Annotated in this window: 26 protein-coding genes, 2 pseudogenes and 1 CRISPR repeat array (1 of these 29 cut by a window edge); of the genes and pseudogenes, 10 read left to right on the top strand and 18 right to left on the bottom strand. The window is 64.5% G+C overall.

Annotation, left to right across the window (positions count from 1 at the left end; all coding sequences use genetic code 11):
* Positions 1 to 14: a CRISPR direct-repeat array (repeat unit 27 nt) (it extends 493 nt beyond the left edge of the window).
* 130 nt (positions 15 to 144) lie between these two features.
* The 10 genes and pseudogenes from cas6f to DIE16_RS22400 form a co-directional block, all read right to left on the bottom strand.
* Positions 145 to 711, bottom strand: coding sequence for a type I-F CRISPR-associated endoribonuclease Cas6/Csy4 (cas6f, locus tag DIE16_RS22445; protein WP_124893436.1), 567 nt, complete (start codon positions 709 to 711; stop codon positions 145 to 147).
* A 5-nt stretch (positions 712 to 716) separates the two neighbouring features.
* Positions 717 to 1,733: a type I-F CRISPR-associated protein Csy3 gene (gene csy3 / locus DIE16_RS22440; protein WP_124893435.1), complete on the bottom strand. Its 1,017-nt coding sequence runs from the start codon at positions 1,731 to 1,733 to the stop codon at positions 717 to 719.
* A 79-nt stretch (positions 1,734 to 1,812) separates the two neighbouring features.
* Positions 1,813 to 2,859: a type I-F CRISPR-associated protein Csy2 gene (gene csy2, locus DIE16_RS22435; RefSeq protein ID WP_124893434.1), complete on the bottom strand. Its 1,047-nt coding sequence runs from the start codon at positions 2,857 to 2,859 to the stop codon at positions 1,813 to 1,815.
* On the bottom strand, positions 2,856 to 4,244 hold the full coding sequence (gene csy1 / locus DIE16_RS22430; RefSeq protein ID WP_124893433.1) for a type I-F CRISPR-associated protein Csy1: 1,389 nt from the start codon (positions 4,242 to 4,244) through the stop codon (positions 2,856 to 2,858). Before csy1 ends, csy2 begins: the two co-directional genes overlap by 4 nt.
* A gap of 370 nt (positions 4,245 to 4,614) precedes the next feature.
* Positions 4,615 to 8,157 carry a type I-F CRISPR-associated helicase Cas3f gene (cas3f, locus tag DIE16_RS22425; protein ID WP_124893432.1) on the bottom strand — a complete coding sequence of 1,181 codons (3,543 nt, stop codon included), beginning with the start codon at positions 8,155 to 8,157 and terminating at the stop codon, positions 4,615 to 4,617.
* The gene (cas1f, locus tag DIE16_RS22420; protein ID WP_124893431.1) at positions 8,154 to 9,173 is read right to left on the bottom strand and encodes a type I-F CRISPR-associated endonuclease Cas1f; all 1,020 of its coding nucleotides are present in this window, start codon (positions 9,171 to 9,173) and stop codon (positions 8,154 to 8,156) included. The genes cas3f and cas1f overlap by 4 nt, the downstream gene beginning before the upstream one ends.
* Positions 9,174 to 9,696: 523 nt before the next feature.
* On the bottom strand, positions 9,697 to 10,044 hold the full coding sequence (locus tag DIE16_RS37195) for a site-specific integrase (RefSeq protein ID WP_260434428.1): 348 nt from the start codon (positions 10,042 to 10,044) through the stop codon (positions 9,697 to 9,699).
* Positions 10,041 to 10,214, bottom strand: a complete 174-nt coding sequence (locus DIE16_RS37190; RefSeq protein ID WP_260434427.1) for a hypothetical protein — start codon at positions 10,212 to 10,214, stop codon at positions 10,041 to 10,043. Before DIE16_RS37190 ends, DIE16_RS37195 begins: the two co-directional genes overlap by 4 nt.
* A gap of 27 nt (positions 10,215 to 10,241) precedes the next feature.
* Positions 10,242 to 10,924: pseudogene (locus tag DIE16_RS22405) on the bottom strand (P-loop NTPase).
* A gap of 9 nt (positions 10,925 to 10,933) precedes the next feature.
* Positions 10,934 to 11,455, bottom strand: a complete 522-nt coding sequence (locus DIE16_RS22400; RefSeq protein WP_260434426.1) for a hypothetical protein — start codon at positions 11,453 to 11,455, stop codon at positions 10,934 to 10,936.
* Positions 11,456 to 11,478: 23 nt separating this feature from the next.
* On the opposite strand from DIE16_RS22400, the gene DIE16_RS22395 reads away from it, so the two are divergent.
* Positions 11,479 to 11,859, top strand: a complete 381-nt coding sequence (locus DIE16_RS22395; RefSeq protein ID WP_124893429.1) for a hypothetical protein — start codon at positions 11,479 to 11,481, stop codon at positions 11,857 to 11,859.
* A gap of 490 nt (positions 11,860 to 12,349) precedes the next feature.
* Here DIE16_RS22395 and DIE16_RS22390 read toward each other — a convergent pair whose 3' ends face one another.
* Positions 12,350 to 12,703 (bottom strand): helix-turn-helix domain-containing protein, encoded by a 354-nt coding sequence (locus DIE16_RS22390; RefSeq protein WP_124893461.1) that lies wholly within the window; start codon positions 12,701 to 12,703, stop codon positions 12,350 to 12,352.
* Between the two features lie 140 nt (positions 12,704 to 12,843).
* Between DIE16_RS22390 and DIE16_RS22385 the strand changes: the two genes are divergently transcribed.
* Both DIE16_RS22385 and DIE16_RS22380 read left to right on the top strand, forming a co-directional pair.
* Positions 12,844 to 13,239 carry a hypothetical protein gene (locus tag DIE16_RS22385; protein ID WP_124893428.1) on the top strand — a complete coding sequence of 132 codons (396 nt, stop codon included), beginning with the start codon at positions 12,844 to 12,846 and terminating at the stop codon, positions 13,237 to 13,239.
* Positions 13,240 to 13,304: 65 nt separating this feature from the next.
* Positions 13,305 to 13,757 carry a hypothetical protein gene (locus tag DIE16_RS22380; protein ID WP_124613460.1) on the top strand — a complete coding sequence of 151 codons (453 nt, stop codon included), beginning with the start codon at positions 13,305 to 13,307 and terminating at the stop codon, positions 13,755 to 13,757.
* A 379-nt stretch (positions 13,758 to 14,136) separates the two neighbouring features.
* Here DIE16_RS22380 and DIE16_RS22375 read toward each other — a convergent pair whose 3' ends face one another.
* Positions 14,137 to 15,255 (bottom strand): right-handed parallel beta-helix repeat-containing protein, encoded by a 1,119-nt coding sequence (locus DIE16_RS22375; RefSeq protein ID WP_124571291.1) that lies wholly within the window; start codon positions 15,253 to 15,255, stop codon positions 14,137 to 14,139.
* 19 nt (positions 15,256 to 15,274) lie between these two features.
* Between DIE16_RS22375 and DIE16_RS22370 the strand changes: the two genes are divergently transcribed.
* Positions 15,275 to 15,505, top strand: a complete 231-nt coding sequence (locus tag DIE16_RS22370; protein WP_124487156.1) for a hypothetical protein — start codon at positions 15,275 to 15,277, stop codon at positions 15,503 to 15,505.
* A gap of 144 nt (positions 15,506 to 15,649) precedes the next feature.
* Positions 15,650 to 15,988 (top strand): annotated as a pseudogene (locus DIE16_RS37185) (TetR family transcriptional regulator C-terminal domain-containing protein); the annotation flags it as partial.
* 117 nt (positions 15,989 to 16,105) lie between these two features.
* On the opposite strand, the gene eco reads toward DIE16_RS37185, so the two are convergent.
* A complete protein-coding gene (gene eco, locus DIE16_RS22360) occupies positions 16,106 to 16,606 on the bottom strand; it encodes a serine protease inhibitor ecotin (RefSeq protein WP_044846395.1) in 501 nt (166 codons plus the stop codon).
* Between the two features lie 143 nt (positions 16,607 to 16,749).
* Between eco and DIE16_RS22355 the strand changes: the two genes are divergently transcribed.
* Positions 16,750 to 17,124 (top strand): hypothetical protein, encoded by a 375-nt coding sequence (locus DIE16_RS22355; RefSeq protein ID WP_124487155.1) that lies wholly within the window; start codon positions 16,750 to 16,752, stop codon positions 17,122 to 17,124.
* Between the two features lie 184 nt (positions 17,125 to 17,308).
* Here the strand turns inward: DIE16_RS22355 and DIE16_RS22350 are convergent, their stop codons facing one another.
* A complete protein-coding gene (locus DIE16_RS22350) occupies positions 17,309 to 17,695 on the bottom strand; it encodes a hypothetical protein (protein ID WP_124893427.1) in 387 nt (128 codons plus the stop codon).
* A gap of 117 nt (positions 17,696 to 17,812) precedes the next feature.
* Here DIE16_RS22350 and DIE16_RS22345 point away from each other — a divergent pair, with 117 nt between their 5' ends.
* On the top strand, positions 17,813 to 18,193 hold the full coding sequence (locus DIE16_RS22345; protein ID WP_124893426.1) for a DUF5594 family protein: 381 nt from the start codon (positions 17,813 to 17,815) through the stop codon (positions 18,191 to 18,193).
* 181 nt (positions 18,194 to 18,374) lie between these two features.
* Entirely contained in the window at positions 18,375 to 19,742 is a 1,368-nt protein-coding gene (locus DIE16_RS22340; RefSeq protein ID WP_124893425.1) for an MFS transporter, read from the top strand.
* 51 nt (positions 19,743 to 19,793) lie between these two features.
* Here DIE16_RS22340 and DIE16_RS22335 read toward each other — a convergent pair whose 3' ends face one another.
* The 3 genes from DIE16_RS22335 to DIE16_RS22325 all read right to left on the bottom strand — a co-directional run bounded on the left by DIE16_RS22335 (position 19,794) and on the right by DIE16_RS22325 (position 22,137).
* Positions 19,794 to 20,375, bottom strand: a complete 582-nt coding sequence (locus DIE16_RS22335; protein WP_124893460.1) for an AAA family ATPase — start codon at positions 20,373 to 20,375, stop codon at positions 19,794 to 19,796.
* A gap of 4 nt (positions 20,376 to 20,379) precedes the next feature.
* Complete coding sequence (gene otsA / locus DIE16_RS22330; protein ID WP_124571286.1) at positions 20,380 to 21,801, bottom strand: alpha,alpha-trehalose-phosphate synthase (UDP-forming); 1,422 nt, start codon at positions 21,799 to 21,801, stop codon at positions 20,380 to 20,382.
* A gap of 150 nt (positions 21,802 to 21,951) precedes the next feature.
* Positions 21,952 to 22,137: a hypothetical protein gene (locus tag DIE16_RS22325; RefSeq protein WP_059527452.1), complete on the bottom strand. Its 186-nt coding sequence runs from the start codon at positions 22,135 to 22,137 to the stop codon at positions 21,952 to 21,954.
* A 287-nt stretch (positions 22,138 to 22,424) separates the two neighbouring features.
* Here DIE16_RS22325 and DIE16_RS22320 point away from each other — a divergent pair, with 287 nt between their 5' ends.
* Both DIE16_RS22320 and DIE16_RS22315 read left to right on the top strand, forming a co-directional pair.
* Entirely contained in the window at positions 22,425 to 22,976 is a 552-nt protein-coding gene (locus DIE16_RS22320; RefSeq protein WP_044846387.1) for a hypothetical protein, read from the top strand.
* Positions 22,973 to 23,467, top strand: coding sequence for a hypothetical protein (locus DIE16_RS22315; protein WP_124893424.1), 495 nt, complete (start codon positions 22,973 to 22,975; stop codon positions 23,465 to 23,467). The genes DIE16_RS22320 and DIE16_RS22315 overlap by 4 nt, the downstream gene beginning before the upstream one ends.
* A gap of 70 nt (positions 23,468 to 23,537) precedes the next feature.
* Here the strand turns inward: DIE16_RS22315 and DIE16_RS22310 are convergent.
* Positions 23,538 to 24,133: AAA-associated domain-containing protein (locus DIE16_RS22310; RefSeq protein ID WP_185735501.1), on the bottom strand; the 596-nt coding region annotated here is incomplete at its 5' end.

The following is a 24,133-nucleotide window of genomic DNA, read 5'->3' as shown; positions in this document are numbered from 1 at the left end:
TACGCGGCAGCGAACTGGCCCATTTTCTCTCCAACCCCTTGTTTCCAAAAAACAAACACTCGCGAAAGGGCAAACCACCCAAATTTCCACCCTCTCGCTAACCCATTGATTTCAAAAGCCAACCAAATCAGCCCAAGAAAAGGGTTAAAACCAAGGCACCGTCGCCCCCTGGCTCAGCCCATAGACGTTGAACGCCCCAGGCACCTGCTCGCCCACCGCGCCCCCCTGCTCGACGAAGAGGCAAAACACCTGCCCCGTGCTCGCGCTGCGCAGACGCACATACGGGAGATTAGGTCGACGCTCGACGGAATCGGGAATATGGGCGGCAGCCTGCTCGGCCGTTTCCCCCTTGCGCTGCATCCGTCGCCGCCGCAGGCGGTCCGCGTTGGTCTTGAACTGCCGTCGTCGCACGACCAGATTCGTCGCGCCGTCCGGCACGGGCGCCAGCGTCGCGATTTCCACGTGATCCCGCATCCCCTGCAGCCAAGACCGCGCCATCAGCGAATGCAAACCGTCCGCGCTGCCATGCACACGCAGCACCCGCCCAATCGACCTCGGGCGCACACTGTATTCCGGAAAGCTCACGCCGATCGCGTCGCTACGCATCTGCACCAGCACCCGATGCAGCTTCGACATCAGCGCACCAAACAGATGCGCCTCGTTGAACTCGGGATCGGGCATCAGCCTGATATCGATGAAATGTGTCGTCATCGCAGTCAGCTCGCATCGCCGAACACGCCACCACGGATCAGCACCGCCATCACAAAGTGCTGCTGCTCGATGGGCGGCGTCTTACCCTTCAGCAGCCAGCCGTCCAGCAGGCTATAAAAGTCCTGCTTGTCGTTCGGCTGGCGATACGCCTTGCCCTGTGTCGTCACCGAACCATACGGCTCGGCAGCGATCGGCCCGAGTTCGTCCGCGCCCACATACCAGCTATCAATGGTGCGGATCGCATTACCGATCTTCTGCGAGTGAATCGCCGCCACGCCATCGACGTGATACAGCGTCTTGCTCTTGCCGGCCGCGGCCTTGTCGAGGACGAGCTCCTGCGATGGGAACACCTCCTGGCCGCGCCCAAGCCGGACAAAGGCGGTGACCTGCAGCAGCACATGTTTTTTCCCCGTCAGCCCCTCCGCGATCAGCGCACCGAGTTCGGCAAGCGATGCATCGACTTCGCCGACAGCGCGCAGACTCAACTGCAGCGCATCGAAGCTCCAAGGCTTCGCCGCCTCACCGTTGCGCATCTGCTCGACGTCGACACGCACCTGCTCCGCGCCGATACGATTGCGCCAGAGGAATCGCCCGTTCGCAAGATTCGCCGCGTAACGGTTGGCCAGCTCGGCAAAACCGTGCTGGCCGACATACCCGTCCACAATGTCCGACAGCCGCGCGCGATACGACGTGCTGTTGCAGGCTGAAGGTGCACCCGCGCCACTCAGCACGCGCAGGGTGAATCGCACGCGCAAGGTGTCGACATCGGGCGACAGCGCCGCGACATCGACGGTCTGCAAATTCGGACTCTCGATCATCGCGTCGAGCTTCGCCGGATCGTTGCCCTTCGTCTTCAGGCGATTCGAAATCGTGCCTCGCACGGACTTCGTGCGAATCACAACGGGCGTCCATGCCGCCGCGACCTCGATGTCGCCCCAGTTGCCGGCATGGAAGATTGCATCGGACGGGTCGAGCTTGCGTTCGAATGCGAGCACGCTGGCGGGAATGATCTTTTCGGACATGATGCTTACCTCGGAATGGAATGGGGTGATGCGTTACGGTCCATGGCGCCACGAACCGGACATGTGCAGCACATCGATCTCAGTCAAAACTCGGCAGAACTTCTTCGGGCAATTCGGCTTCACCCTCGTCGGAACCGGCATAAGCGCTGCGGCAGCGATACAGGCCCTTCTCCGCGTCCGTCTCCGCTGCCCACATCAGTTCGTGCGGGTGCGTCAGACGATGCGGGCTGATCCACTGCCCCATGGTGTAGACGGATTCGACCCAGACGAACGGCGTGGTGCCATCACGTGCGTTCTCGACGGTACCGGCAGGCTGCGGCGGCGTGAGCGCCGTATAACCGACAGGAATCGGCACGATCCAGCCCGAACCGCGCATGCGCAACGGGTCGTCCCAACGAAGACGGCCGCGCGCATCGCGCTCATCAGACAGAGGTTGATGATTGAATCGCGACGCATGCAGCCAGGCGTCGAGCCGGCTTGCATCGGGTTGCGTCTCGCACAGCATGCGATGCCGTGCGTCCAGTAGGTCGTCGCGTCCCACCAGCGCATAACCGGGCAGCCATTGCCTGCGCCATCGCGCGAACTGCACTAGCTGCTCGTCGTATTCGTCGGCCAGCGGCGCAATCCATGGCTCGGTGCGCACGCCGGGTATCCGCCGCGTCGGCAATAGGCTGCCGCCGGCCACGCGCATGCGGGCGACGATGTCGCCGATCTGCCTCGCATACGCGTTCAATTGATCGTCGTGAGCGACAGCCGCATCGGGCTGCGGCTCGATGCCGGTGATATCGAACAGCAAGGTGATGTCGAGATGCATGCGTCCTTCCTCGACAATTGCTGCAGTCGAACCGTCTTTATCGACTGGATTGCGCGTGAGCCGAAACAACTTCACATAACCGTCCACCACTTGTTCATCGGCGCGATGGCAGATCACACCCACTCGATGCAGGCGGATCGGCATACCCTGCTTCGACACGTTACGCTGCAAGGCCCACATGAAGCCTATGAGCGCGGTCATCGACGGGAAGCCGTGCGTAAGCGGGCTGGAAATCGCGTTGGCGTTCTGGATGCGCAGGCGCGGCAGCGCCAGCAACGCGTGCCGTGCGTTGCCGGCTTGATGGGCGGTCATGCTTCCCCCCGCGTTTCGGGTACCGATACGGCTGGCCTGGCCACGCTGACGAAATACCGGCGCCGCTGTCGCAGATGCTCACTCCATGAGTGGCCGTAAGCGAGCATCTCGCTCTTCCATGTATGTGCCTCGTCGGCGCCGATATCCGGCAAGGCGTCGCGCAACTGGGCGTTCAGCCATTTGGCAAAGCGGTCGGCCACGCGCGCCGGCCATTCGAGCGCGAGCCAGCGCTCGGCAAACACACTTTCCTCCGGGAGCTCGGCGCGTGAAGGGTCGAGCCAAAGCTTTTCGTCTAACGAAAGATTCGAGAACGGCTCACCGCGTGTCCAGCCCGCTTCTAGCGCGTGCAGTTCGCCGGCGTAGATCACGAGTTCGTCACCGAGCTGTGCCATGAGGGAGGTGCGTCGCGCACGTGCGTGCCGGTTGGCCGGTGGGTCGCTGCCGAGAAATGCGCGCAAGGTGGCGAGCGTTCCCCTCACATCTGCGCGAGCGCCAAACGCACGATCGAACACGGAAGTGGCGCGCACCGGCAAATAGGCGCTCGGTCGCCGTTCCCACGACGGCGGCAAAGATGACAGAAGATAGTTGACGCCGCGTCGTTCGCTGTTCAGCTGCGAGATGTTCTGAGGCTTGGTGCCACCAAGCTTCTGCACGGCGACATCGCGATACTCACGGTAAACATCATCGAATGCCGCGCCGTCGCGGCGAGCCTGGCGGGCGAGCTTATTGGCCTCGCCGAACCGGGCATCGTTCACGTCGTCGTACACGGCCTGCACCAACGAAGTGGGATATAGCGGCGCCAGCAGATGAAAGTGCGAATCGTCGGCGGCATCGCTTCCGGTCAGCCAGTAGACCTGCTTCGCGCGCTCATGGGATGCCGCGCTGCCTTCGCGCTCGCGAATCAGACCGAGGAAGGCTTGGCGCATGACTTCGGCTTCGGCGGGGTCGTCATCGAGCGCGCTCAGTGCGTCTGCGTCACCGGCTTCGAGCGCGGCCAGCAACGTGAGCCCCGAGCTTTCGATCTTCAGCAGTTTCACGACGTCGAGTGCGGCCGCGTTGCCGACCACGTCGGTGGCGAATCTCTCGCCCAGGGCATGGCTACCGAGTGCATCGATTTTCGACATGCCAGCGGGCGACACATACAGATTCGTGCCGCGTGCATCGGGATGGATCGGCTTCAGGGAATGCGTGACGGCCTGAATCTGCTTCACGCGCCGCGCGGCGTCGCGCAGCCAGACGTGGCGGGAATGATCGGCGATCAGTTCGGAGCGTTTCGGGTCGTCGGGTGGGAGTTTTTCGAGTTTGGTCTGAAGACGTTCTTGCAGAAGTGCATCTATGGCCGTGCTAAAACCTGAATGGCCCGGAGTTTCGGAAAAATCGGACATTCTGTTTCCTCTCGATCAAAAAAACACTGCATGTTCGATTCAGTCGAACGAGTGGCCTCGAGGCTTTAACTCCTAGCCCCATTATTTCGCGGCCGACTTGGAAACAAATCGGCCCGCGTCACGGATACATTCAATCGCGCACTCTCCTGGAACTGTTTCTCGCTGGCACGCCGGGAGTGGGCGGTAGCCGACCATCGCTGCGCGTGCAGGCTTATATCCGAGTGCGCTACCGAATCTCGACCGTCATCCCTGATCAATCACCGAGCATCGCTCGAGCTTCGTCACACTATTGGGCTGCAATATCTGCGTAGAGCACTTGATTCTCTGCAATCAAATAAACCATTGCCTTCCTCGGGCGCGCTTTCACCGCCTACATATCCCGCTCAAACCCCAACACCGGGTCATACCGCCAACCCACCTTCGCTTCGGATTCAGGCAGGCTGATCGTCGCAAGCCGGCAAGCGCTTGTGGCCAGATCCTCGCCATGCTCGTCGGCCCACTTCCGCAGCAAGGCGAGCAGATCACCATGCGCCCACGCGCCGATCCCACGCCCTCGCGACGCTTCTTCGATAGACGTGACGCGCCACATGTCGTCCCAGTCGACCTGCATCGAGCCGCCCCGGGCACGGTCCTCGACTATCGCGCGCAGTTGCAACTCTTCTTCGTCCTCATCCGGCATCAGCACCAGATCGACCCGCTGCACCGGATCGTCGCGAAACGGCTGCAATTGCGGCATTGCGCCGGTCAGCCAGACGTGCCGCGCGTCGCCGTCGCGGCGGCGCCAGTGCTGCGTGGCATCGCGTCGATCCGGCGTGCGCCACGTTTCCGTCGGATCGCGTGGCAGCATCGTGTCCCACATGCGTCGATGCTCGAGTGTGGCCAGCGCCGACTTCAGCGGCGAGTCAGCCGCGTCGAGAATGCGTGCACGCGCATCTACCGCCCAGCCGCGTTCGCCTTGCGAAGGGTCGAGCATCTCTCCGAGCCGATGCCGCGCCAGATGCAGCAGCTTCTGCGTATCGTCCTGCACGATACCCGACTTGATCCTGCGCATTTCGAAGCCCGGCCGCGTGAATACCGGCTCGTCCTCGCCGCGGTGCTCAAAGTAGCGCAGGTTCGTGTCCAGCACGGCCATATTGGGCTGCGCCACCGCGCCGGCGCGATGCCGCCGCACCCGGCCCGCAAGCTGGATCAGCGAACGGATCGACGACGGCTCGGCAATTGCCCAGTCCGCATCCCAGTCGCGCCCAACCTCGCACACGGGCGACGCCAGTACTATGAACAGGTGGTCCGGCTCAGGATGACGATCGAGTTGCTCGCGAATGGCGGGGTTCGCCAGAAAGCGGTCCGCGCTGCCGTCTCGCGCGCGCCGGTCGAATGCCGTGTCGAGCACGGCTTCTAGCGCTGAGCGCGACAGCAGCGGAAACTGCGAGTGGTACACGCAGAGATGCACGCGCACCCCGCTTGCAGGCGCGCCATGGCGATACATCGCCAGCGCGATCTCGTAAAGCGGTTCGATGTTCGCCATGCGTATCAGCCCCAGACTCACACGCTTGCCGCTCGATGCATCGACACAATAGTTCTGCGGCATACGATGCAACTGCCAGGCCTCGTCGAGCACGCGCTGCGCGAACTCGGCACGGCGCTGCGACCTTTCCATGCCGCGCCAACTTTCCGGCAAATCGATCAGTCGTGCGCGCCGTCGCGTCTCGGCTTGCGCCAGACGTCGGCATCGATCGACCACGAAGGCCTGATGCGCCGCCCGAAAAGCCAGCTCATCGCCGCAATCCAGGTTCGACTGCGCAAATTCGTCCACCCACATGCAGGCGATCGCGGGTGTCTCCCCTGGCCGCTCGCCACGGTTGCGCTGATGGTGCCTGCGGCCGTCGCGATATGCGAGAAACAGGCCACGCACGAGCGCTGACGGCAAGGTCGCCGATGACAGCAGCACACGTGCGCCGAGCATCCCGGCCCAGTGCACGAGGCGCGTCAGCGCGGGCAGATCGGCCACGTCGAAATCGTCAGGTTCGTCGAGCACGAGATCGCTTGTCATCAGACGCAACATCGGCGCAATCTGGTGGCCGCCGCGCAGGCTTTCTGTTGCCGGCATCAGGTGATCGATCGTGCAGGCCAGCAGCGGCGCGGCGATCAAGGCACGCACCTGCGCGTCATGTGTCAGGCGCTGCAGCAACGGATGCGAGTCGTCCCCTTCGAAATGCACGGAACCGTCGGCGTCCAGATCCATGTCGAGCAGCCGCTGTACGGACCCGGAACCGCTTGCCTCGGCCAGACGCTCACGATGGTCGAACAGTTCGCGCGTAACGCTGCCGCCTACGCGGATCGCGAGTTGATCGTCGCGCAGCCCGAGGCCCTGCTGGAAGCTGCGTCCGGTCTGCAAGGTCAGCGTGCGCAGGCCGATGGCGAACACGCAGCGCAAGCCGCGCTGCGGATCGGCGAAGCCGTTCATGATGCGCGCGTTGCCGAGCGTCTTGCCGCATCCGGTGGACGCCATGTTGACGACGAAAGCACCGTGCCGCGCACTCCGTTCGCGCAGGCTCGCCGCGAGATCCGCAGCCTTGTCCTGCCAGTGGAAGCGTGCGTCGCGGCTGCGCCGTTTCAGGCCGCGATGATTCGGCAGCGCCGGCAGGCTGCGCACGAGGGTCGGCAGTGAGTGCGTGACGATCGATGCATGCGCTTGCACGCCGAGCAGATGTTCGTCGAGCGTCTGGTTGAATATCGGCTCGCTCGTGGCGGAATCGTCCGGGCCGCCGTCAGGCGAGCGATAGCGCAGCGTATTGGCGTAGAGCGGATAGCCCGGGTTTCGATAGGCGCTGCGCGAAGCCTCGTCGCTCAAGCTTGAGTAATGATGATCCGCCAGCATCAGGCAAAGGCGCGAAACGTGCATCACGAACGCATCGTCGAGCAGGCCAGCGCTGGCGTCATACAGCGCGATCAGCTTCCTCGCGTAGCGTGCCGCCTGCTTGCGCCATGCTGGCGTCGACACGGGCAGACAATGTGGAAAATCCCAGCACGACTCCAACTGTGCACGATCGATCTCGTCGCGCGGTTCGTTCCATTGCGCATCGATCTCGCGAAATGTGCAGCCCAACAGGTCTTTGGTCTTCGCACCGAACCGACGCCATTGGGTTCGACCGCTAGCCGCGTCGAATTCCAAACCATCCGACTCGATCCGCACTTTCAGGCACGGCAATCGGTGATGCGTCAGCACCAGCCACGCCACCGCCTGAGCAAGAGGTGGCATGGCAGCGAACGGGAGTTTTCGACCATCGCGTGCCGCATCGTCAAGCCCATCGCGCAACAGCCGGCCGCCGGCATGATCGAGCCATTGCGACTCGAAGGCGAGCGCGTCGGTGGCCGGTTCGGCTGCAACGGCAAGCCGCTGCAGCCAGTCGGCATCGGTCGTCGCATCGCCGACGAAAGCCTGGAAAAGTCGGACGGACACCCATTCATGGCGATAGTGGCTCTCGTGCGAATCGGCCACGCCGCGCAGCTTACGCTGAAACGCACGCGTGGCCTTACCGAGATCATGCAGCAATGCCGCCAGCGACGTCATCGCCGACATCAATGGCAACTGGTGCCACTGGCTTTCGTCGTCCGCGCACAATACATCGTGCGAAGTCGCTCCCGTGGGTGTCGCGCCCTCGGTGTTGAATTGCCGCGCGTCGCCGACGATCCACAACAGTTCGCTGTGGCCTCTCCCTCGAATCCAATGGCACGCCACCGCCGTATTCTTGCGAGCGGTCTGACGCAGCAGCTTGCGCAGCGTGTCCAGCCCAGCCTGCGTGATTGGTGTCTGCCATGTGCGGTCGCCACGTCGCTCAGCGAACTGGTCGAGGATGCGGCGGGTTTCCGTCAGTGCGCGCTTCGTGCACTGGGACACGAGCATCACGTTCATGCCTCGCCTCTCGGCGTGTCGGTCAGGTGCGCCATATCGGTGGCGATCGATTTCAGCGTGTCGAGGATGAAGTCCAACGACTCATCACGCGCCAGTGCCTCGATGCAAGCACGGCGAAACTGCTGTTCGTCGTCGCCTCGCATCGCCGACAGGAACGCTTGCGGCAGGATGACGACATCCTTCACGAGATCCGCCACATCGAACACCAGGCCGCCGCGTCGAGTCTTGCTATGCAGCACGGCGAGCCCGTGCGGCAGACCAAGCACCCAGGTAGCCGTCGCGCCGAGGCCGTAGGCGAGATAGTTGCCGTGATCGAGAAAGCGGTTGGCAGCGTCGGTGCCGGCACCGCGCTTCGCGCGCGTGAAATCCCCATAACCGGTGGCGTTCACGGCAAGTTTGAACAACGCTTTCGTCAAACGCGCCTCGTCGGTCAGCAAAGCCGTGACATCGAGCGCCGATTCGATATGTTTTCCGAATTGTCGAACCAGTGATTCGAGTTGCGTTGCCTCCACGAAGAACCCTGATTCGCGCAATGCACGGGAATGCCAGATTTGATTCAGCCTGTCTAGCCGGGCGGTTTGTATGCGCTTTGCCGCTTGCAGCCGCAGGCCGTCATCGAACCAGAAACGCACCCACGATTGCAGATATTCGTTGGGGCGATATTCGCTTTGCGGCGTCATCCATGCAATGTCGAAGTCAACTTCGTTCGCGCTGAACAGTGGTGTGCCGCCGCCACCGCAGAAGCCCACCAGCACGCCGGCCTTGGCCAGCTCGCGCATGGCAGCCTGCGTGATGGACGTGCCGGTGCCGAGCAACAGGCTCGTGGTGTTGGCGATGGGAATATTCAAGTACAGGCTTTTCTTTCCAGCATCGGTGACGTATTCGACGCGACCGCCATTCACGAGTACCCAACAATGTTCGAGATAGTAGAGATTCGCGCGCTTCGAATGCAGGATCGTTTTCAGATCCGATGCCTTGATGGAATCCACCGTTGCCCCGCGTTTTTGTACGGCCATGTCGGGCGAGAAATCGGCTACCCTGGCCCTCGGATGGCGCAGCGCTGCCCGTAGCGCAAATTAATTCTAACCCTAGAAACCGGCAGGCCGATGCATTTGGCGTTTGAGTTGACAACTTCACCGGCATTTTCACCAAAATATAGACGTCAACTGGTAATCCATCCGCTCGAGGATCGATAGAAGGCGCTCTGAACCGGTGAAATCGATACAGGCCCGGATGCTAGGGCATTCGATGAAATCTCTCATTTCTGGCCTCTCTCACTTTATTGATGTACTCGCCCCTTCGCGAGCGGAGGTAACCAGTATGCCACCGAAAATTGCCAGGCAAGTTAATGGTGAATGCTGTTCGCGCTGCGCAGATCACCAACACCTTGAATTGAACGTGTCGCATCACGCTGCCATATGCGCCGCATTGCCTCGCCCACAAAGACGTGTTCGACAACCTTCTCACGCAAGAAAGCATGGGTGGCGTGCTTCGGGCCAGCGTTACTCCGGTCACGGCGAACTCCGATCGGCATTCTGTCTAGCCGCCACGTCGCGCGACGAGCCGAGCATGATACTTCGCGCTCTCTTGGAGCATACACTGCCGCTCGGCGTTGACGTAGATGGTGGTGGTCTGCAGCGAGCCATGACCCAGCACCTGCTGCAGGACCTCAATCGCCATGCCGGCAGCAGCCGATTGCGCCCCGAACGTGTGCCGAAACGCGTGCGGCGAGGTGCCCACCAGTTGCCGGCGAGCCGGCTCCTCGAGATCCGGCAGTTGTTCGAGCAGGCGCCCGAGGGCCCGCGTCACCACGCGCCGTGCCGCACGCGGCGTGTAGCCGGCCACACGCGTCACCTTGACCTGCCTGATTTCTTCGGGCCACTTCAATCTTGGAGAACGGCATCCTTGTTGCCCTTGCCGACCAAGCGCAGCAGCATCCAGGTCGCGGGAACCTCGTCCTCGGCCGGCCACCACTGCAGCCCACCCCGCTCCGCCGCCACGGCCTCCTCGATGCGCAGGCCGGTATCGCCCATCAACAGCACCAGGGCAAGGGCCACGCGCCAGGCTGGCCCCTGCGGGCCGAATCAAGCTGCGTCGTCCGTGCGAGAACTGCCCGTTCCGCAAGAATGGGGCAATTCAGCTCGCGCCTGCATCGTTTCCGACGCGACGCGAATCGACATTCGCTGACTACGCAGCTCGTCCGCGACGCGATCCGCCAGATCCGGGAAGTCGAGTGTGCGTCCTCGTGCTTCGACCGTTTTGCGCAATTGCGACGACTGATACAGCGTGAGCTTGTCCGGCGGACCGAAATGACCGTTGCGCACGACAGGGATCGTCGCATCGGGAAATGTCGGACTGAACGCACGCAGCAATTCCAAACTGTCGCGCTGCCGGTTGATTACCCACAGCACGACGAGTTCGCGCCGCAGTTCGCCGAGCGTACTGGCAAGTGTCGCACCGAAACGAGCGGCACCCATCTGGCTGCACGCGCCCTTGTTCACAACAATCGCGGTATCCCGGCGTTCCGGCGTTCCGCGCAGAAGTTGACCAGCCCGATCCAGCCCTCGGCCTCGTCCAGGCTGTATGCAATGCACGGCACCTCGTCCTGAATCGCTTTCATCACGTCGGGATTGGAGGTATCGGTCTCCACCAGCGCGACCGGGACATCACGGCGCTGGAGGTAGTCGGCCAGCGCGAGCGAAACAAGACTTTTGCCCACCCCGCCCTTGCTGCCGCCCACCAGATAGATTGGGTAAGTCGTCGCCATACACATCCTCTACAGGTTCTCGGTGTCCGGCGCAATCTCGAACGAAAACGCATCCTGAATCACCATGGCCCCCGAATTGGTCGTCGCCCTTCGACTATCCTTTCCGTCTCGATTGTCTATTTGATCGACAGTCGGCGGTCTCGTTTTCTTCGGCTTCTTGATTCGCGGTGACGCAGTAGCCTGACCAGGCGGGGCGGCTCTTTCCACACGCCCGGCCTTGTGATTTTTCGCTACGCGTTGCATCGCATAGCGCAAAGTGCTGGCGCTGATGTCGACGCCCTCTTCCGTCAGTTGCCGAACGATTTCTTCGAACGTGTAGCCCTTCTGTTGCGCGTCGTTGATCTGCGACCGCATTGCATTCACCGCCTCGCGCACAGTGACGTGATGCTCGTGTGCAGGCTTTGGCGGCAGCGCGTCGAGACGGCGAGCTACCGCGTCCCATTGCGCTGGGTAAAGCGTTTTACGATCGGCATGATCCGCCTCGACACACTGCCTTGAGGCCATCTTGCTGATGGCTGCGATGGCCGTCAACGCCCGAATACAAGCCGAACTTCGTGCATCGGATCGAATGGGAACGGACCGGAATTGCACGGTATCGCAAAATATTCTTCGTCGTCGCACTGATGCAACATCAACTCGCGATCGACCATGCCTTGAGTAGCAAACGACGATTGGAGCCGGATGAATCTGATCATGTGATCGATGCTCGAGGACCAAACCTCTGCGTTCAACCGATGCGACTTGCTACGCATCTGCGTTGCCGCCTGCTGGTCGAGTTCGCGCCCGCACTGATGCTGCCGCGTGTTCAATCAACCTTTTTTGTTGCGCCTTGTATCGCGGGCCCGACCGATCATGTCGCTCACAACGCTTCGCTTTCCTACATCGCCTGGCCAAGGATTGACGTGACGCACTCCACGTCATCCGCTATTTTTTAATTACATACGGATCGTCTTGTTGCGCGAGACGTGCCTCCTTCCTGCTCGCTGCGAACGCGTGTTTTTGCTGCCACGACTCCATTTTTCTGCGTGGCCACACTGCATCGTGCGTGGTAATTGACGAACGGCGAGATGAAACGACAAAAGACAAGACACGGCAGGATAGGCTTGCGCCGGTTTTAGGCGCCATGCGCATAGAGCGTTCGCGTGCCTTTGACGGGTCGAAGCAAGAACGCCTCATTGGTCAACTTCGGCAGGATGCGCACCTCCTAGCCTCCGTCATACGCCATGACGGCAATCGAGATCGTCTGGCCCCACGTACATGTCAGGCGCGCCGGTGTATTGGTAGGCGTGGCTCGAAATCCCGCCGAATCGGCAGAGAACGATGTGTGCTATTCGGCCGCCGACAATTAGCTACCCGGAAAGGGCCAGCAACTCGCGAAAAGCGAAGCACTCGTCCGACGCAGCCAGCTACATCATCACGTTGCGATCAATTGTCCTCGGTGCCGTCCGACTCCCCCGACACGGGTCCGTTAATCGCGTCGACCAGCGCTAGCACGCCCCTCTTCTCCCGACTCTTCAATTCTCTGAAGCCTGCGAGAAGTCGCTCCTCCTCATCGGCAAGCCGGAGCGTCGCAGGATTTGACGTTTGACCAGTCAGCAGATACTGAATATCAACCCCGGCCTCTGCAATTCCAACCAGGTAGTTGGCGTCCGGGTACCGCAAACCCTTCTCATAGTTGGACTGCGCCTGTTTTCGAACGCCACCAGAGTTGCCCAATTCGTCCTGCGTCATACGCAGGCGCCGCCGCTCCTGCTTCAGACGCAGAGCAAAGTTATCCAAACGTGGATTCTCAGTTGACATATACGTTTTTGTTGACTAGCGTGATAAGTACACGATCGAGCTTCGACGTTATCGCGCGTGCAGCGAAATTCGACTGCATACGCCCCGAAAAACAGCAGTCCTTTGCTGGAGTAGATGCTATGTCATTCACCTACGAAATCTGCGGCACCTTGTCCGTTCTCGACAACTTCCGGCATCACCACGCCCAGCAGTTCGCCGAGAGCATCGCGAACCCGGCCGACGTCTATTTCGCGACCGATGCGGTCACGCACTCCTTCATGACCCGTATTCGCGGTGCGCTCACCGACGACGAATCGGAGTCGGTCGAAGACACACTGGGAGAATTCTCCCAAAAATGGGCGCGGACCGGCGCCATCTTCAAACGCGTGCGGTATGGAGAGCCGTCGTTCGTCCCCGTCGGCCTCGCCGAACACGTCGAGCTGCTTGAGGAACTCGCCTACGAGCACCTGCAACTGGAGGCCTTCCTGCGGCGCCAAGCGCAGATTCTGGACAGGTTCCGGCAGCCAGCGCCCTGACACGCGCGACTTGATACGCCATTATCGACCGCGGACCTAGGATAACCGAATCAGTTGAGGATACGATGGAAGAACCAGCACGCTACGTCTTGTCGGGTGCACTGCCCGTCCAGGACGATCTGGAAGACGAACAGCTCGATCGGGTGTCCCGACATCTGGGCGGTATCGCGACGGTGTATCTGAGGCACGATGAAGTAGCACACGCCGTCTCGCTGCGCATCTCCGGCACGCTGATGCGTGACGACGTGCGCTACATCGAGCAGCGCATCGAGCGGTTCGCCGAAGAAAACGCCCGCGCCGCTGCGATTCTACTGAGCGAGTGGAACTGCGAAACGAGCGAGCTCGTCGTGGGCATGAACTGGGACGCCCAATGTCTGATCCGGCTCGGCGCAGTACAAGAACAACTTGGGAAGCTCACCGGACGGTACTTCGACTTTCTGCTGCGACTTGAACCGCCCGACGCTCCCGCCCACGGCAGCCCGCTCCTGTGCGTCTCGGTCGGGACCGGCAATGAATAGCATGTCGACAGATGAGCAGATTTGGGCCGCAATATGCCCGCGGCATCTTGTGTCGCTACAAGGCCGGTTTGGGCCAACGGCAGAATATGTGCCGAGCATCGTTCTGCCCGAGCCCTCTACAGATCACCCCTGGGGGTATTTTTGGGGGTATTTCTTCAAGGGTTGCCGGCCATTCCCATAGCCGGCGGACGAGCATGGATTCTGTCGGGGGACCAACAATTTCCCGAAATTCCGCCTCAGCCTGAAAATCGCGCCGTCGGCACGCACAGCGTCCGAACGTCGGGTGCCCACACTCACGCCTGGCCGCGTGTTCCGCCGAAACCACGTATGCCAGGCTGTGCCGGCCAATGGCCGCCAGGCCTGTGACCCCACCGCCCCGTCACCGCATCAGCCCCGTCCTGACCTGCGGCATCAGACTCGCATTCGCGCCCGTCACGGCAAACGTCCCCGTCGACGACGCGCCCGCCGGCAGCGCCAGCACACTGCCGTCCGCGAGCCGGTTCGCATCGACGACGATCTGGCTCGACGCGCAACCGTTCGTCAGCAACGAGACCGGCAACCCGGCGATCGACGAGAACGTGTTGCCCGTCACGCTGAAAGAACACACGTTTCCGTACGCCCGGAACCCCGCATATCCGGAACCCGACACGCGGTTGTTCGCCACCGTGACGTCCGACACCGCTCCCGACCAGGTATCCAGCTCGATCGCGCCCTGCTGCGTCGGCTGCAATCCGTTGTTCACGTTCGCGTTCTGGATGTTGGTCACGGTATTGCCCGTGATGACGACGTTCGAAGCCCCGTAGGTTTTCCAGCTGTCCTCCTGCGCGGCCAGAATCCCCGCCGCCTTCTCGACGCCGTCGACCGTATTGTTCGAGATCGTCACCGCCTGCCCGCCGACAACGGTGATGCCGCGCCCCCAAGAATTGCCCGATACCGCGTTATGGTCGATCAGCACGTTGCTGCTCAGGCGGCCGTCGCCGAGATAGCTGACCACGGCGATCAGATCGTCGCCGGTGCCGGTCACCGTATTGTTCTGCACCAGCACGTTGGTCGATCCGTAGGTCGTATGAATGCCGTCGGCCAGCGTCGCCCGCACGGTATTGCCCACGATCGCGATACGGTTGCCGCCGAACACGAAGATCCCGGCGCTCGCGCCGCCCTGGATCGTCACCCCGAGCACCTGAACGTCCGAGCCCGTGACCTCGACCTTGGTCGACTCGGGCGTCGTGAGCCGCGTGGTGCCGGTGCCGGCCAGCGTCACGCCGACGAGCGTCGAGCCGGCGCCGCTCATCACGATCGTCTGGTCGGCTGGATTCGTCGCGGCCAGCGTCGCGCCGTATCCCGAGATCACCGCCTGCGGCACCGTCACGGCAAGCGAATGCCCGACGACGTAGCGGCCCGGCGCGATGACCAGGCGCTGGCCGGCACGCAGGCTGTCGAATGCCTTCTGCAACGCGTCGGCCTGGTCGCTGCCGTCGGCAGCCGGGGAGACCGTCACATCGGCGACCAGAATCGGTTTGGCGCCACTGGACGGCAGAAGCGTCGTGCCGGACGCGGAACCGGCCGGCGCAGCGGTCGGTGCCGGGCTGCCGGAATTCGTCGATGCAGCCGATGCGCCGGATGCAGCGCCGGCAGGTGCGACGGACGATGTCGATGTGCCCGCAACGGTTTGCGATGCCGGAGCCGCGCTGCCGTCACCGCCGCCGCATGCAGCAAGCCAAAGGCACAGCGCGGCAAGCATCGCCTGATCGACCGTACGCATACGAAGTTCCGCTAGCCCAGATTGGCGTCATCGTAAGTACGCTTGATTACTTTGTAAATGAATTCCGCCGTGCGCCTGCAAAACCGTTCGTTATCCTCTTCCATTCATCATCGCGCCATCACGGTGACATGCGGCACACGACGCCATCAAGGACTACCTGGTGCAGACGGCGCGCGTCTTCACGCGCCGCTCGAGACCCGCAGGCTGCCTGATCGTGCTATCGGCACTGCATCCGTCCGAGCGCTCGGACACGGTCCGGCAAATGCTGATCGCGATGCGCGAGCCGACCGTCACCGCGTTACACGCGCGGCTGGGCGAAAGCGTTGCGACCGGAGAGCTCTCGGCACATGCGAACCTCGACGCGATCGCGCGCTACTACGTGACGGTGCAACAGGGGATGTCGATTCAGGCGCGCGACGGTGCGAGCCGTCGCGATCTGGAGGCGGTCGCGCAAGCCGCGCTGGCCGCATGCTGTGCTCGCACACGCGAGCGGCGGATAAAACGGCGGACCTCGGAAAGCAGCCCGCAAGCGAAACCACACGCGGCCGTGCAGCGGCAAGCGCCCCTGCACGACCGCGCCGATGCGTTACTGCGTCACGGCGTGCTGCACGTCCTTCGACGCATGCCACACGCGGTAGCGCACGTCGAAACCGTCCGGCACGTACACGACGAGCGGCAGGCGGCTGTTGTAGCGCAGCAGCTGGCCGTCGCCGCGCACCTGCACGAAGCGCTGCTGCGGCGCCTGGCCCGGGCAGGCCATCAGCGTCGACGCCGGCCCCTTCACGTCGGTCAGGCGATAGTACGTATAGCCCCAGCCCTTCACGTCCTCGGCGGTCAGTTCCCCGCCGAACCATTGCTGGTTGCAGTCGGTCTGCAGCGTCTTGCCGATCATCAGCTCGACGCGCGCGTCGCCTTCGTTCTCGAGCGCGGGCAGCGCGATCACCGCGCGCTGCTGGCCGGCCGTCGGCTGCGGGAACATCTTGATCGACTCGGCCGGCACGGCGGGCGCCGATGCGGGCCCGGCCGCGCAGGCGGCGGCGGTCGTCACGCAAAGGGCGGCCAGGACGGCCCGGATCGCGAATTTCATCGATGTGCTCCTGAAAAACAAATAGGCCCCGGATGCTAACACTTTCGCTCCAAGACCTTACGGCGCTGTAATTTCACGACACAATTGCATACAGCCGGCGATCCCCGCGCGCGGTACTTATACGGAAACCAACGGAGATCATCATGCTGAAGCTCATTGCTGCCGCCGGCGTCGCCACGCTGCTGGCCGGGTGCGTCGTCGGTCCGGACGCCGGATACGGCTACGGACAGCCCTACTATTCCGATCCCGGCTACGCGTACGGGCCGGCCTACGGGGCGTCGCCCGTGTACGGGACGGTCAACATCTGGGGCGGTGGCGGCGGGCGCGACTGGGACCGCGGACGCCGCGACTGGGATCGCGGGCGCGACGGCTGGAATCGTGACCGCGGCGGCTGGGATCGCGACCGCAGCGAACGCGCCCGTCACGGCGGCTGGGGCCGCGGCGACGGACGCCGCGCCGACTGGAATGACGACGGCGGCGGGCGCGGCCAAGGCAACGGCGGCGGCCATCGCCACTGACGCAATTGCAACCGTTTGTATCCACGCACGCCCCACGTAAGGCCGATACGAGCCGCTAGACGACCGTCAAAAAGCAAGGCCCTCGCATCACCGCGAGGGCCTTTTGTCGTCCGCTCCACCGGAAACCGGGGCGGCCGGCTACGCAACGCCGAACCTGCCCGCGCCTCATGCGCGTGCCCGCTTCTTACCACCCCGCCGGCTGCGCATAGCCGCCCGACACGGGCGCGCCGCACACGTACGCGCGCTGATAACGGTCGTAGCAATAGCTCGGGCCGTCGTCCTGGTATTGCGCCTGCTGGTAGGTCGGATAAGCCGGCTGCTGGTAGGCCGGTGCCTGGTAGTACGTCGGCGGCTGATAGGCCGGCGCCTGATACGCGACGGGCGGATTCATCGCCGACGTCACGATCGCGCCGAGCACCGCGCCGCCGATCAGCGCGCCGATGACGGCGCCCCCGTCGCGGCCATGCGCGGACGCCGGGCCCGCCACGGCAAGCGAACCGGCGAGGACACATACAGCGGCAATCTTTTTCATGATGGACTCCCACGCGAAGTGGTACTGGATGCGATGCATTGTGGCTGCGCCCGGCCGTAATAGATGCAGCAAGTGGTAACGCGCCATTACGGGTATCACGCACGCCGAAACGCGGCACGGCCGTGCTACGATTTTCGGCACACTGGAGACGCCTTCATGCAGCCCGAAACCGCCCGCCGTTTCGATACCGAATTCGCGCCGCGCATCGCGCAGGCGATCGCCGCCTTCTTCGCCGATCACGTGCTGACCGACGTCGTCCCGTACGGCGGCCACGGGCAACCGACGCGCGTGCGGATCCGCAGCGCGCCGCACGAGCACGTGAGCGGCTTCGTGCATCCGCTGAACCTCGAACTGACCTGGGACACCGACGAGATCGAACGGTTGATGGAGCCCGACGGGCCCATGCGGTTCGAGCACTACCTGAGCGCGCTGCCGCGGAAGCTGAGCGCATGGGAGGGCGCGCGCGACATCGACCTCGCGTCGCGCACGCAGGCCGACCCGCTCGTGCGGCTCGGCGGCCTCGATTTCGAAGGCTGAACGCGCGTGCCGGCCGGCGGCGGTGTCGGCGTCGCGCGATTCGGCCCGGTGATACACTCGACCGGCCCCGCGCCGGCGCCGCCAGGCTGGCCGGACCGTCCACCGCCGCCTCCACCCGCAAGCATGGTTGCGCACGCAACCGGCACCCGGGCACGCGGACAACCACGCTTTAGCTCCCGCCATGAACGCCGATACCGGCCTGCCGCTTCCGCAACGCTACTGGGCGATCGTCTGCGTCGCACTGGGCATCACGCTCGCCGTGCTCGACGGCGCCATCGCGAACGTCGCGCTGCCGACGATCGCGCGCGACCTGCACGCGTCCGATGCCGCATCGATCTGGATCGTCAACGCGTACCAGCTCGCGGTCACGATCACGCTGCTGCCGCTCGCGTCGCTCGGCGAACGCGTCGGCTATCGCCGCATCTACATCGCGGGTCTTGCGCTCTTCACCGCGGCGTCGCTCGGCTGCGCGCTCGCCGGCTCGCTGCCGACGCTCGCGGTGATGCGCGTGATCCAGGGGTTCGGTGCGGCCGGCATCATGAGCGTCAACGCGGCGCTGGTGCGCATGATCTACCCGTCGTCGATGCTCGGGCGCGGGCTGTCGATCAACGCGATGGTGGTCGCGCTGTCGTCGGCGATCGGCCCGACGGTCGCATCGGCGATCCTGTCGTTCGCGTCGTGGCCCTTGCTGTTCGCGGTCAATGTGCCGATCGGCATCGCCGCGGTGTTCGGCAGCCTGCGTGCGCTGCCGGCCAACCCGCTGCACGACGCGCCGTACGATTTCCCGAGCGCGCTGATGAACGCCTGCGTGTTCGGCCTGCTGATCATGGCCGTCGACGGGCTCGGTCACGGCGAAAGCCACGCGTACGTCGCGGCCGAGCTGGCCGTCGCGTTCGGCGTCGGCTACTTCTTCGTGAAGCGCCAGCTGTCGCAGCCGGCGCCGCTGCTGCCGGTCGACCTGATGCGCATCCCGATGTTCGCGCTGTCGATCTGCACGTCGGTCGCGTCGTTCACGTCGCAGATGCTCGCGTTCGTCGCGCTGCCGTTCTGGCTGCAGCATTCGCTCGGCTTCTCCCAGGTCGAAACCGGCCTCTACATGACGCCGTGGCCGCTCGTGATCGTATTCGCCGCGCCGCTCGCGGGCGTGCTGTCGGACCGCTATTCGGCCGGCATCCTCGGCGGCATCGGGCTCGCGCTGTTCGCGGCCGGGCTGCTGTCGCTCGCGACGATCGGCGCGCACCCGGGTACCGTCGACATCGTGTGGCGGATGGCGCTGTGCGGCGCGGGCTTCGGGCTGTTCCAGTCGCCGAACAATCGCGCGATGCTGTCGTCGGCGCCGCGCGAGCGCAGCGGCGGCGCGGGCGGGATGCTGAGCACGGCGCGCCTGACGGGCCAGACGCTCGGTGCCGCGCTCGTCGCGCTGATTTTCGGGCTGGCGCCCGACCGCGGTCCGACGATCGCGCTCTATGTCGCCACGGTGTTCGCGGCGGTCGCCGCGGTGGTCAGCATGCTGCGCATCGCGTCGCCGCGCCCCGACGCTGCGGCCTGATGCGGCGACTTCACGCTGCGACCTGACGCCGCAGCGCGCCGCGCCCGCAACTCAGGCAGCGTCGAGCGCGTCCATCACGAAGCGCACGCGCGCCTTCACGCTCACGCGCGGCAGCTCGATCAGCCGATAACCATACGCCGTATAGCAGTCGACCATCGCGTCGTAGGTGCGCACGGCCTCCGCGAAATCCTGCCGGCGCTCGGTGTCGTGCGTGTAGATCTCGGGCCACGGCGGCGCGATGAACACACGCCGGTGATAGCGGAAGCGCCGCGCCGCGGCCTCCGCGTGTGCGGGCACCGCAAGGCCCGTCAGCCGCAGGTAACCGATCACGTCCGGCACGCCGCGATCGAAGAACACGGGCCCGCGCGCGCCTCGCGCGAGATGGTGCGAACGCATCTCCCAGTTCAGCATCAGTTCGGCGAATGCGGCCCGGTCGCGCCACGGCAGCGCCGGGCCGTCGATCGCCATCTGGTCGCGGATCACGCCGCGCCCGGCCTCGTGCGAGCGCGCGAAACCGGTACGCTCGAGCGCATCGAGCAACGTGCTCTTGCCGGAGCCGGGGCCGCCCGTGACGATGAAGAAGCGGGCGGCCGCATCGTCCGCCGCGCCACCCTCCTCCACGCGCCCGGCCATCCGCTCAGACATGCGCGGCCCGCCGGCCCGCGCGCCGCGTGACCGACGCGGCCGCCGCGACGCTGCGCAGGTCGGCGACGAACGTGTCGCGCCAGACCGACAGGTTGTTCTCGCGCAGCCGCGCGAGGTTCGCTTCGTGCCGCGCCCGCCGCTCGGCGAGCGGCATCGACAGCGCGCGCTCGAGCGCATCGGCCATCTGCGACAGGTCGTACGGATTGACGAGCAGCGCGCCGCTCAGCTCGGCCGCCGCGCCCGCGAACTCCGACAGCACGAGCACGCCCGGATCGGCCGGGTCCTGCGACGCGACGTATTCCTTCGCAACGAGATTCATCCCGTCGCGCAACGGCGTCACGTAGCCGACCTGCGACATCCGGAAGAACGCCATCAGCAGATTGCGCTCGTACTTGCGGTTCAGGTACTGGATCGGCGTCCAGTCGAGCTGCGAGAAGCGGCCGTTGATCCGGCCGGCCTCGCCTTCGAGCGTCTCGCGAATGCGCTGGTAGGTCTGCACGTCGGAGCGCGTCGGCGGCGCGATCTGCACGAGCGACACGCGCCCCTGCCAGCCCGGCTGGTTGGCGAGCATCCGCTCGAACGACTGGAAGCGCTCGACGAGCCCCTTCGAATAGTCGAGCCGGTCGACGCTCATCACGAGCTTGCGGCCCCCGAGCGCGTCGCGCAGCATCTTCACCGGCTTGCGCGAGCCATACTGGACGGCCGCCTCGGCGATCGCATCCGGATGCACGCCGATCGGATAGGCGGCGACCTTCACGACGCGGCCGTGCGCATGCAGCATCCCGTCGTCGCTCGCCGCGCCGATGCCGCGCCGCTCGATGTAGTCGGTGAACGCCTGCCTGTCGGCGTCGGTCTGGAAACCCGCGATGTCGTACGCGCACATGAACTTCACGAGCTCGTCGTGCGGCGGCACGACGCGCAGCATGTCGGGCGACGGAAACGGAATGTGCAGGAAGAAGCCGATCGGATTCTTCACGCCGAGCTCGCGCAGGCAATGCGCGAACGGCAGCAGGTGATAGTCGTGCACCCAGATCAGGTCGTCGGGCCGCAGCAGCGCGGCGAGCTGCTTCGCGAGCATCGCGTTCACGCGCAGATAACCGGCGTACTCCTGCCGGTCGAAGCGCGCGAGATCGCTGCGGTAGTGAAACACCGGCCAGAGTGTCGCGTTCGAGAAACCGCGGTAGTACTGATCGTAGTCGCGCCGGGTCAGCCCCACCGTCGCATAGGTGACGTTGCCGTCCCGCTGGATCGCCGGTTGCGTGTCGGGCGTACCGACGATCTCGCCGTTCCAGCCGAACCAGACGCCGCCGGTTTCCTTCAGCGCATCCATCACGCCGACCGCGAGACCGCCTGCGCTCGGGCGCGTGTCCTCGCCGGCGGCGACACGGTTCGATACCACGATCAATCTGCTCATGCGGCTTCCCCTCCTCGATTCGATTGAATGACGCGCAGCGCGCGCCAAGGCGGACGCGACGGCCCGAAGGCAGTCGCGCGGCGATTCAGATGTGAGCGATGCAACCAGGCGCGCAATGAAATGCGGCAGCGGAATACAGCGGCGACAGCCTCAAGCGTCCTGCTCCTGGCCGAGGTCGCGTTGATAGTCGAGCCCTTCCGGGCGTGCGCCGCCCTGGTTGTGATCGCCGTCGGACGGCGTCTCGTCGGGCGCGCCAGCCGGCGCGTCGGTCTGCGGACGCGGGCGCTCGGCACCCGCATCGGGCGGCCGGGGAGAAAACCGTTTCGAACGGCGCATGGCTGGGTGTCTCATATGGCGCGCGGCTCGGAGCCGTCGTAGAAACATTCCATAACAAAACAGTCTAGGTCGCTTCCTCGCATGCCACGGTAACAATTACCTTCAATTTGTAACGTTTTGACCCCGGCTCCGCCATCTGTCCGACAATAGCGCCGCGCGTACGCGCGCGACCCGCCGCCGGCCATTTGTCAAAGCTTTGCAGTTTTCCTATGACCATTGCGAAACAATGACGCGGCAAGGGGGCGCGCATGCGTCGCCGCTCACCCAGACAGGACTTGCACTCAGGGATGAACATGGGTTTCGAACCGCCGCGCCGGGCCACGCCGGCGCGCATCGTGCTGGCCGCGCTCGCCACCGCCGCACTGCTGTCCGGCTGCAACTCGCTGTACAGCGAAGGCGCGACCGCCGGCGCCGGTATCGCGGGCGCCGCGATCGCCTCCAAGGTCACCAACAACGCCGCCGTCGCGACGGGCATCGGCCTCGGCGCCGTCGCCGGTGCGCGTGCGGGCGTCCAGTACACGCAGCGCGTCGCGCACCGCTACACGCAGGAACAGATCGCGAAGGCGGCCGGCCCGCTCGACGTCGGCGGCGTCGCGCCGTGGACGACGCACCATTCGTTTCCGATCGAGGATGACGAACAGGGCCGCGTGACGGTCAGCCGGATGATCAGCATCGGCCCGCTCGACTGCAAGGAAATCGTGTTCGCGGTCGACACGCCCGCGAAGGCCGACAAGGCCGCGCAATCGGCGTTCTACGTCGCCACGATCTGCCGCGACGGTCCCGTGTGGAAATGGGCGTCGGCGGAACCGGCGACCGAACGCTGGGGCGCGCTGCAATGAGCGTCGCGATCCGAATCGCCGCGATCGGCGCGCTGTGCGCGGCCAGCGCCGCGCTGTCGGGCTGCGGCTCGGTCGGCGCGGCGAGCGGCGCGCTCGCCGGCGCGGCGACGGGCCTCGTCACCGCGAACCCGGCCGTCGGCGTCGGTGTCGGGATCGCCGTGCAGGCGGCGACCGACGAGGCCGTCAACCGCACGATGAAACAGCTCCATCAGAACCAGCAGGACGCGATCGCGAAGGCGGCCGGCAGCGTGGCCGTCGGCGAAGTGAAGCCGTGGAACGTGAAGAACACGCTGCCGCTCGAAAACGGCGAGGGCGAGGTGCGCGTCACGCGCGCGTACTCGACGGCGCTTGCGCTGTGCAAGGAATTCGCGTTCTCGGTGAAGGACGGCGACAAGGCCGACTGGTATTTCGCGAATGCGTGCCAGCAAGGCACGCACTGGAAGTGGGCGTCGGCCGAACCGGCGGTCGACCGGTGGGGTAACCTGCAGTAACGATGCGATGCGCGGCGCCTGGCAGGCGCCGTGCGTGCGGATGCCGGGCCAGACGGCCCGGCTCGACGGCTCAGGACTCGACGTCCTCGAGACTGAAGATTTCGGTCTGGTCGTTGTACGAGAAGATCTCGCCGTAACGACCCCAGTCGATCACCGCGTCGAGCGTTTCCTCCGCCGCGCCGTCCGACAGGAAATCCTCCAGCTCCTGCTCGAAACGCACACGCGGCGCACGATGGCCCGGGCGCTCGTTCAGCACCTTCTTGATCCGCGCGGCGAGCGGCACGTGCTTCAGCAGGTGATCCGCGAACATCAGCTTGCGCTCCTGCGTGCCGAATTCCGCGAACACACGCCCCGGCGGCGTCAGGAACACGTCCCCTTCGCGCACGTCGGCGAAGCCGAGGTACTGCAGCACTTCGGCGATCGGGAACAGGTCGTCGACCTCCAGATGCAGCGTGCGCGCGATTTCCGGCATGTCGGCACGGCCGTGGTACGGCGCCATCGCGAGCGTCTCGATCAGGCCGGCCATCAGGTTGGTCGACACCTGCGGCAGCCAGCTGCCGAGCTCGAGCCCCTTCTTCGTCGCCTCGCCGGTCTGGCGGGCCGTCATCTTCGCGTAGATGTCGTCGACCAGCTTGCGGAAGGCCGGATCCAGCCGGTTGCGCGGAT

Origin of the sequence: Burkholderia sp. Bp9090 (assembly GCF_003857985.1) — a bacterium.
Taxonomy (GTDB): domain Bacteria; phylum Pseudomonadota; class Gammaproteobacteria; order Burkholderiales; family Burkholderiaceae; genus Burkholderia.
This window is presented reverse-complemented; position numbering and strand designations above follow the sequence as displayed.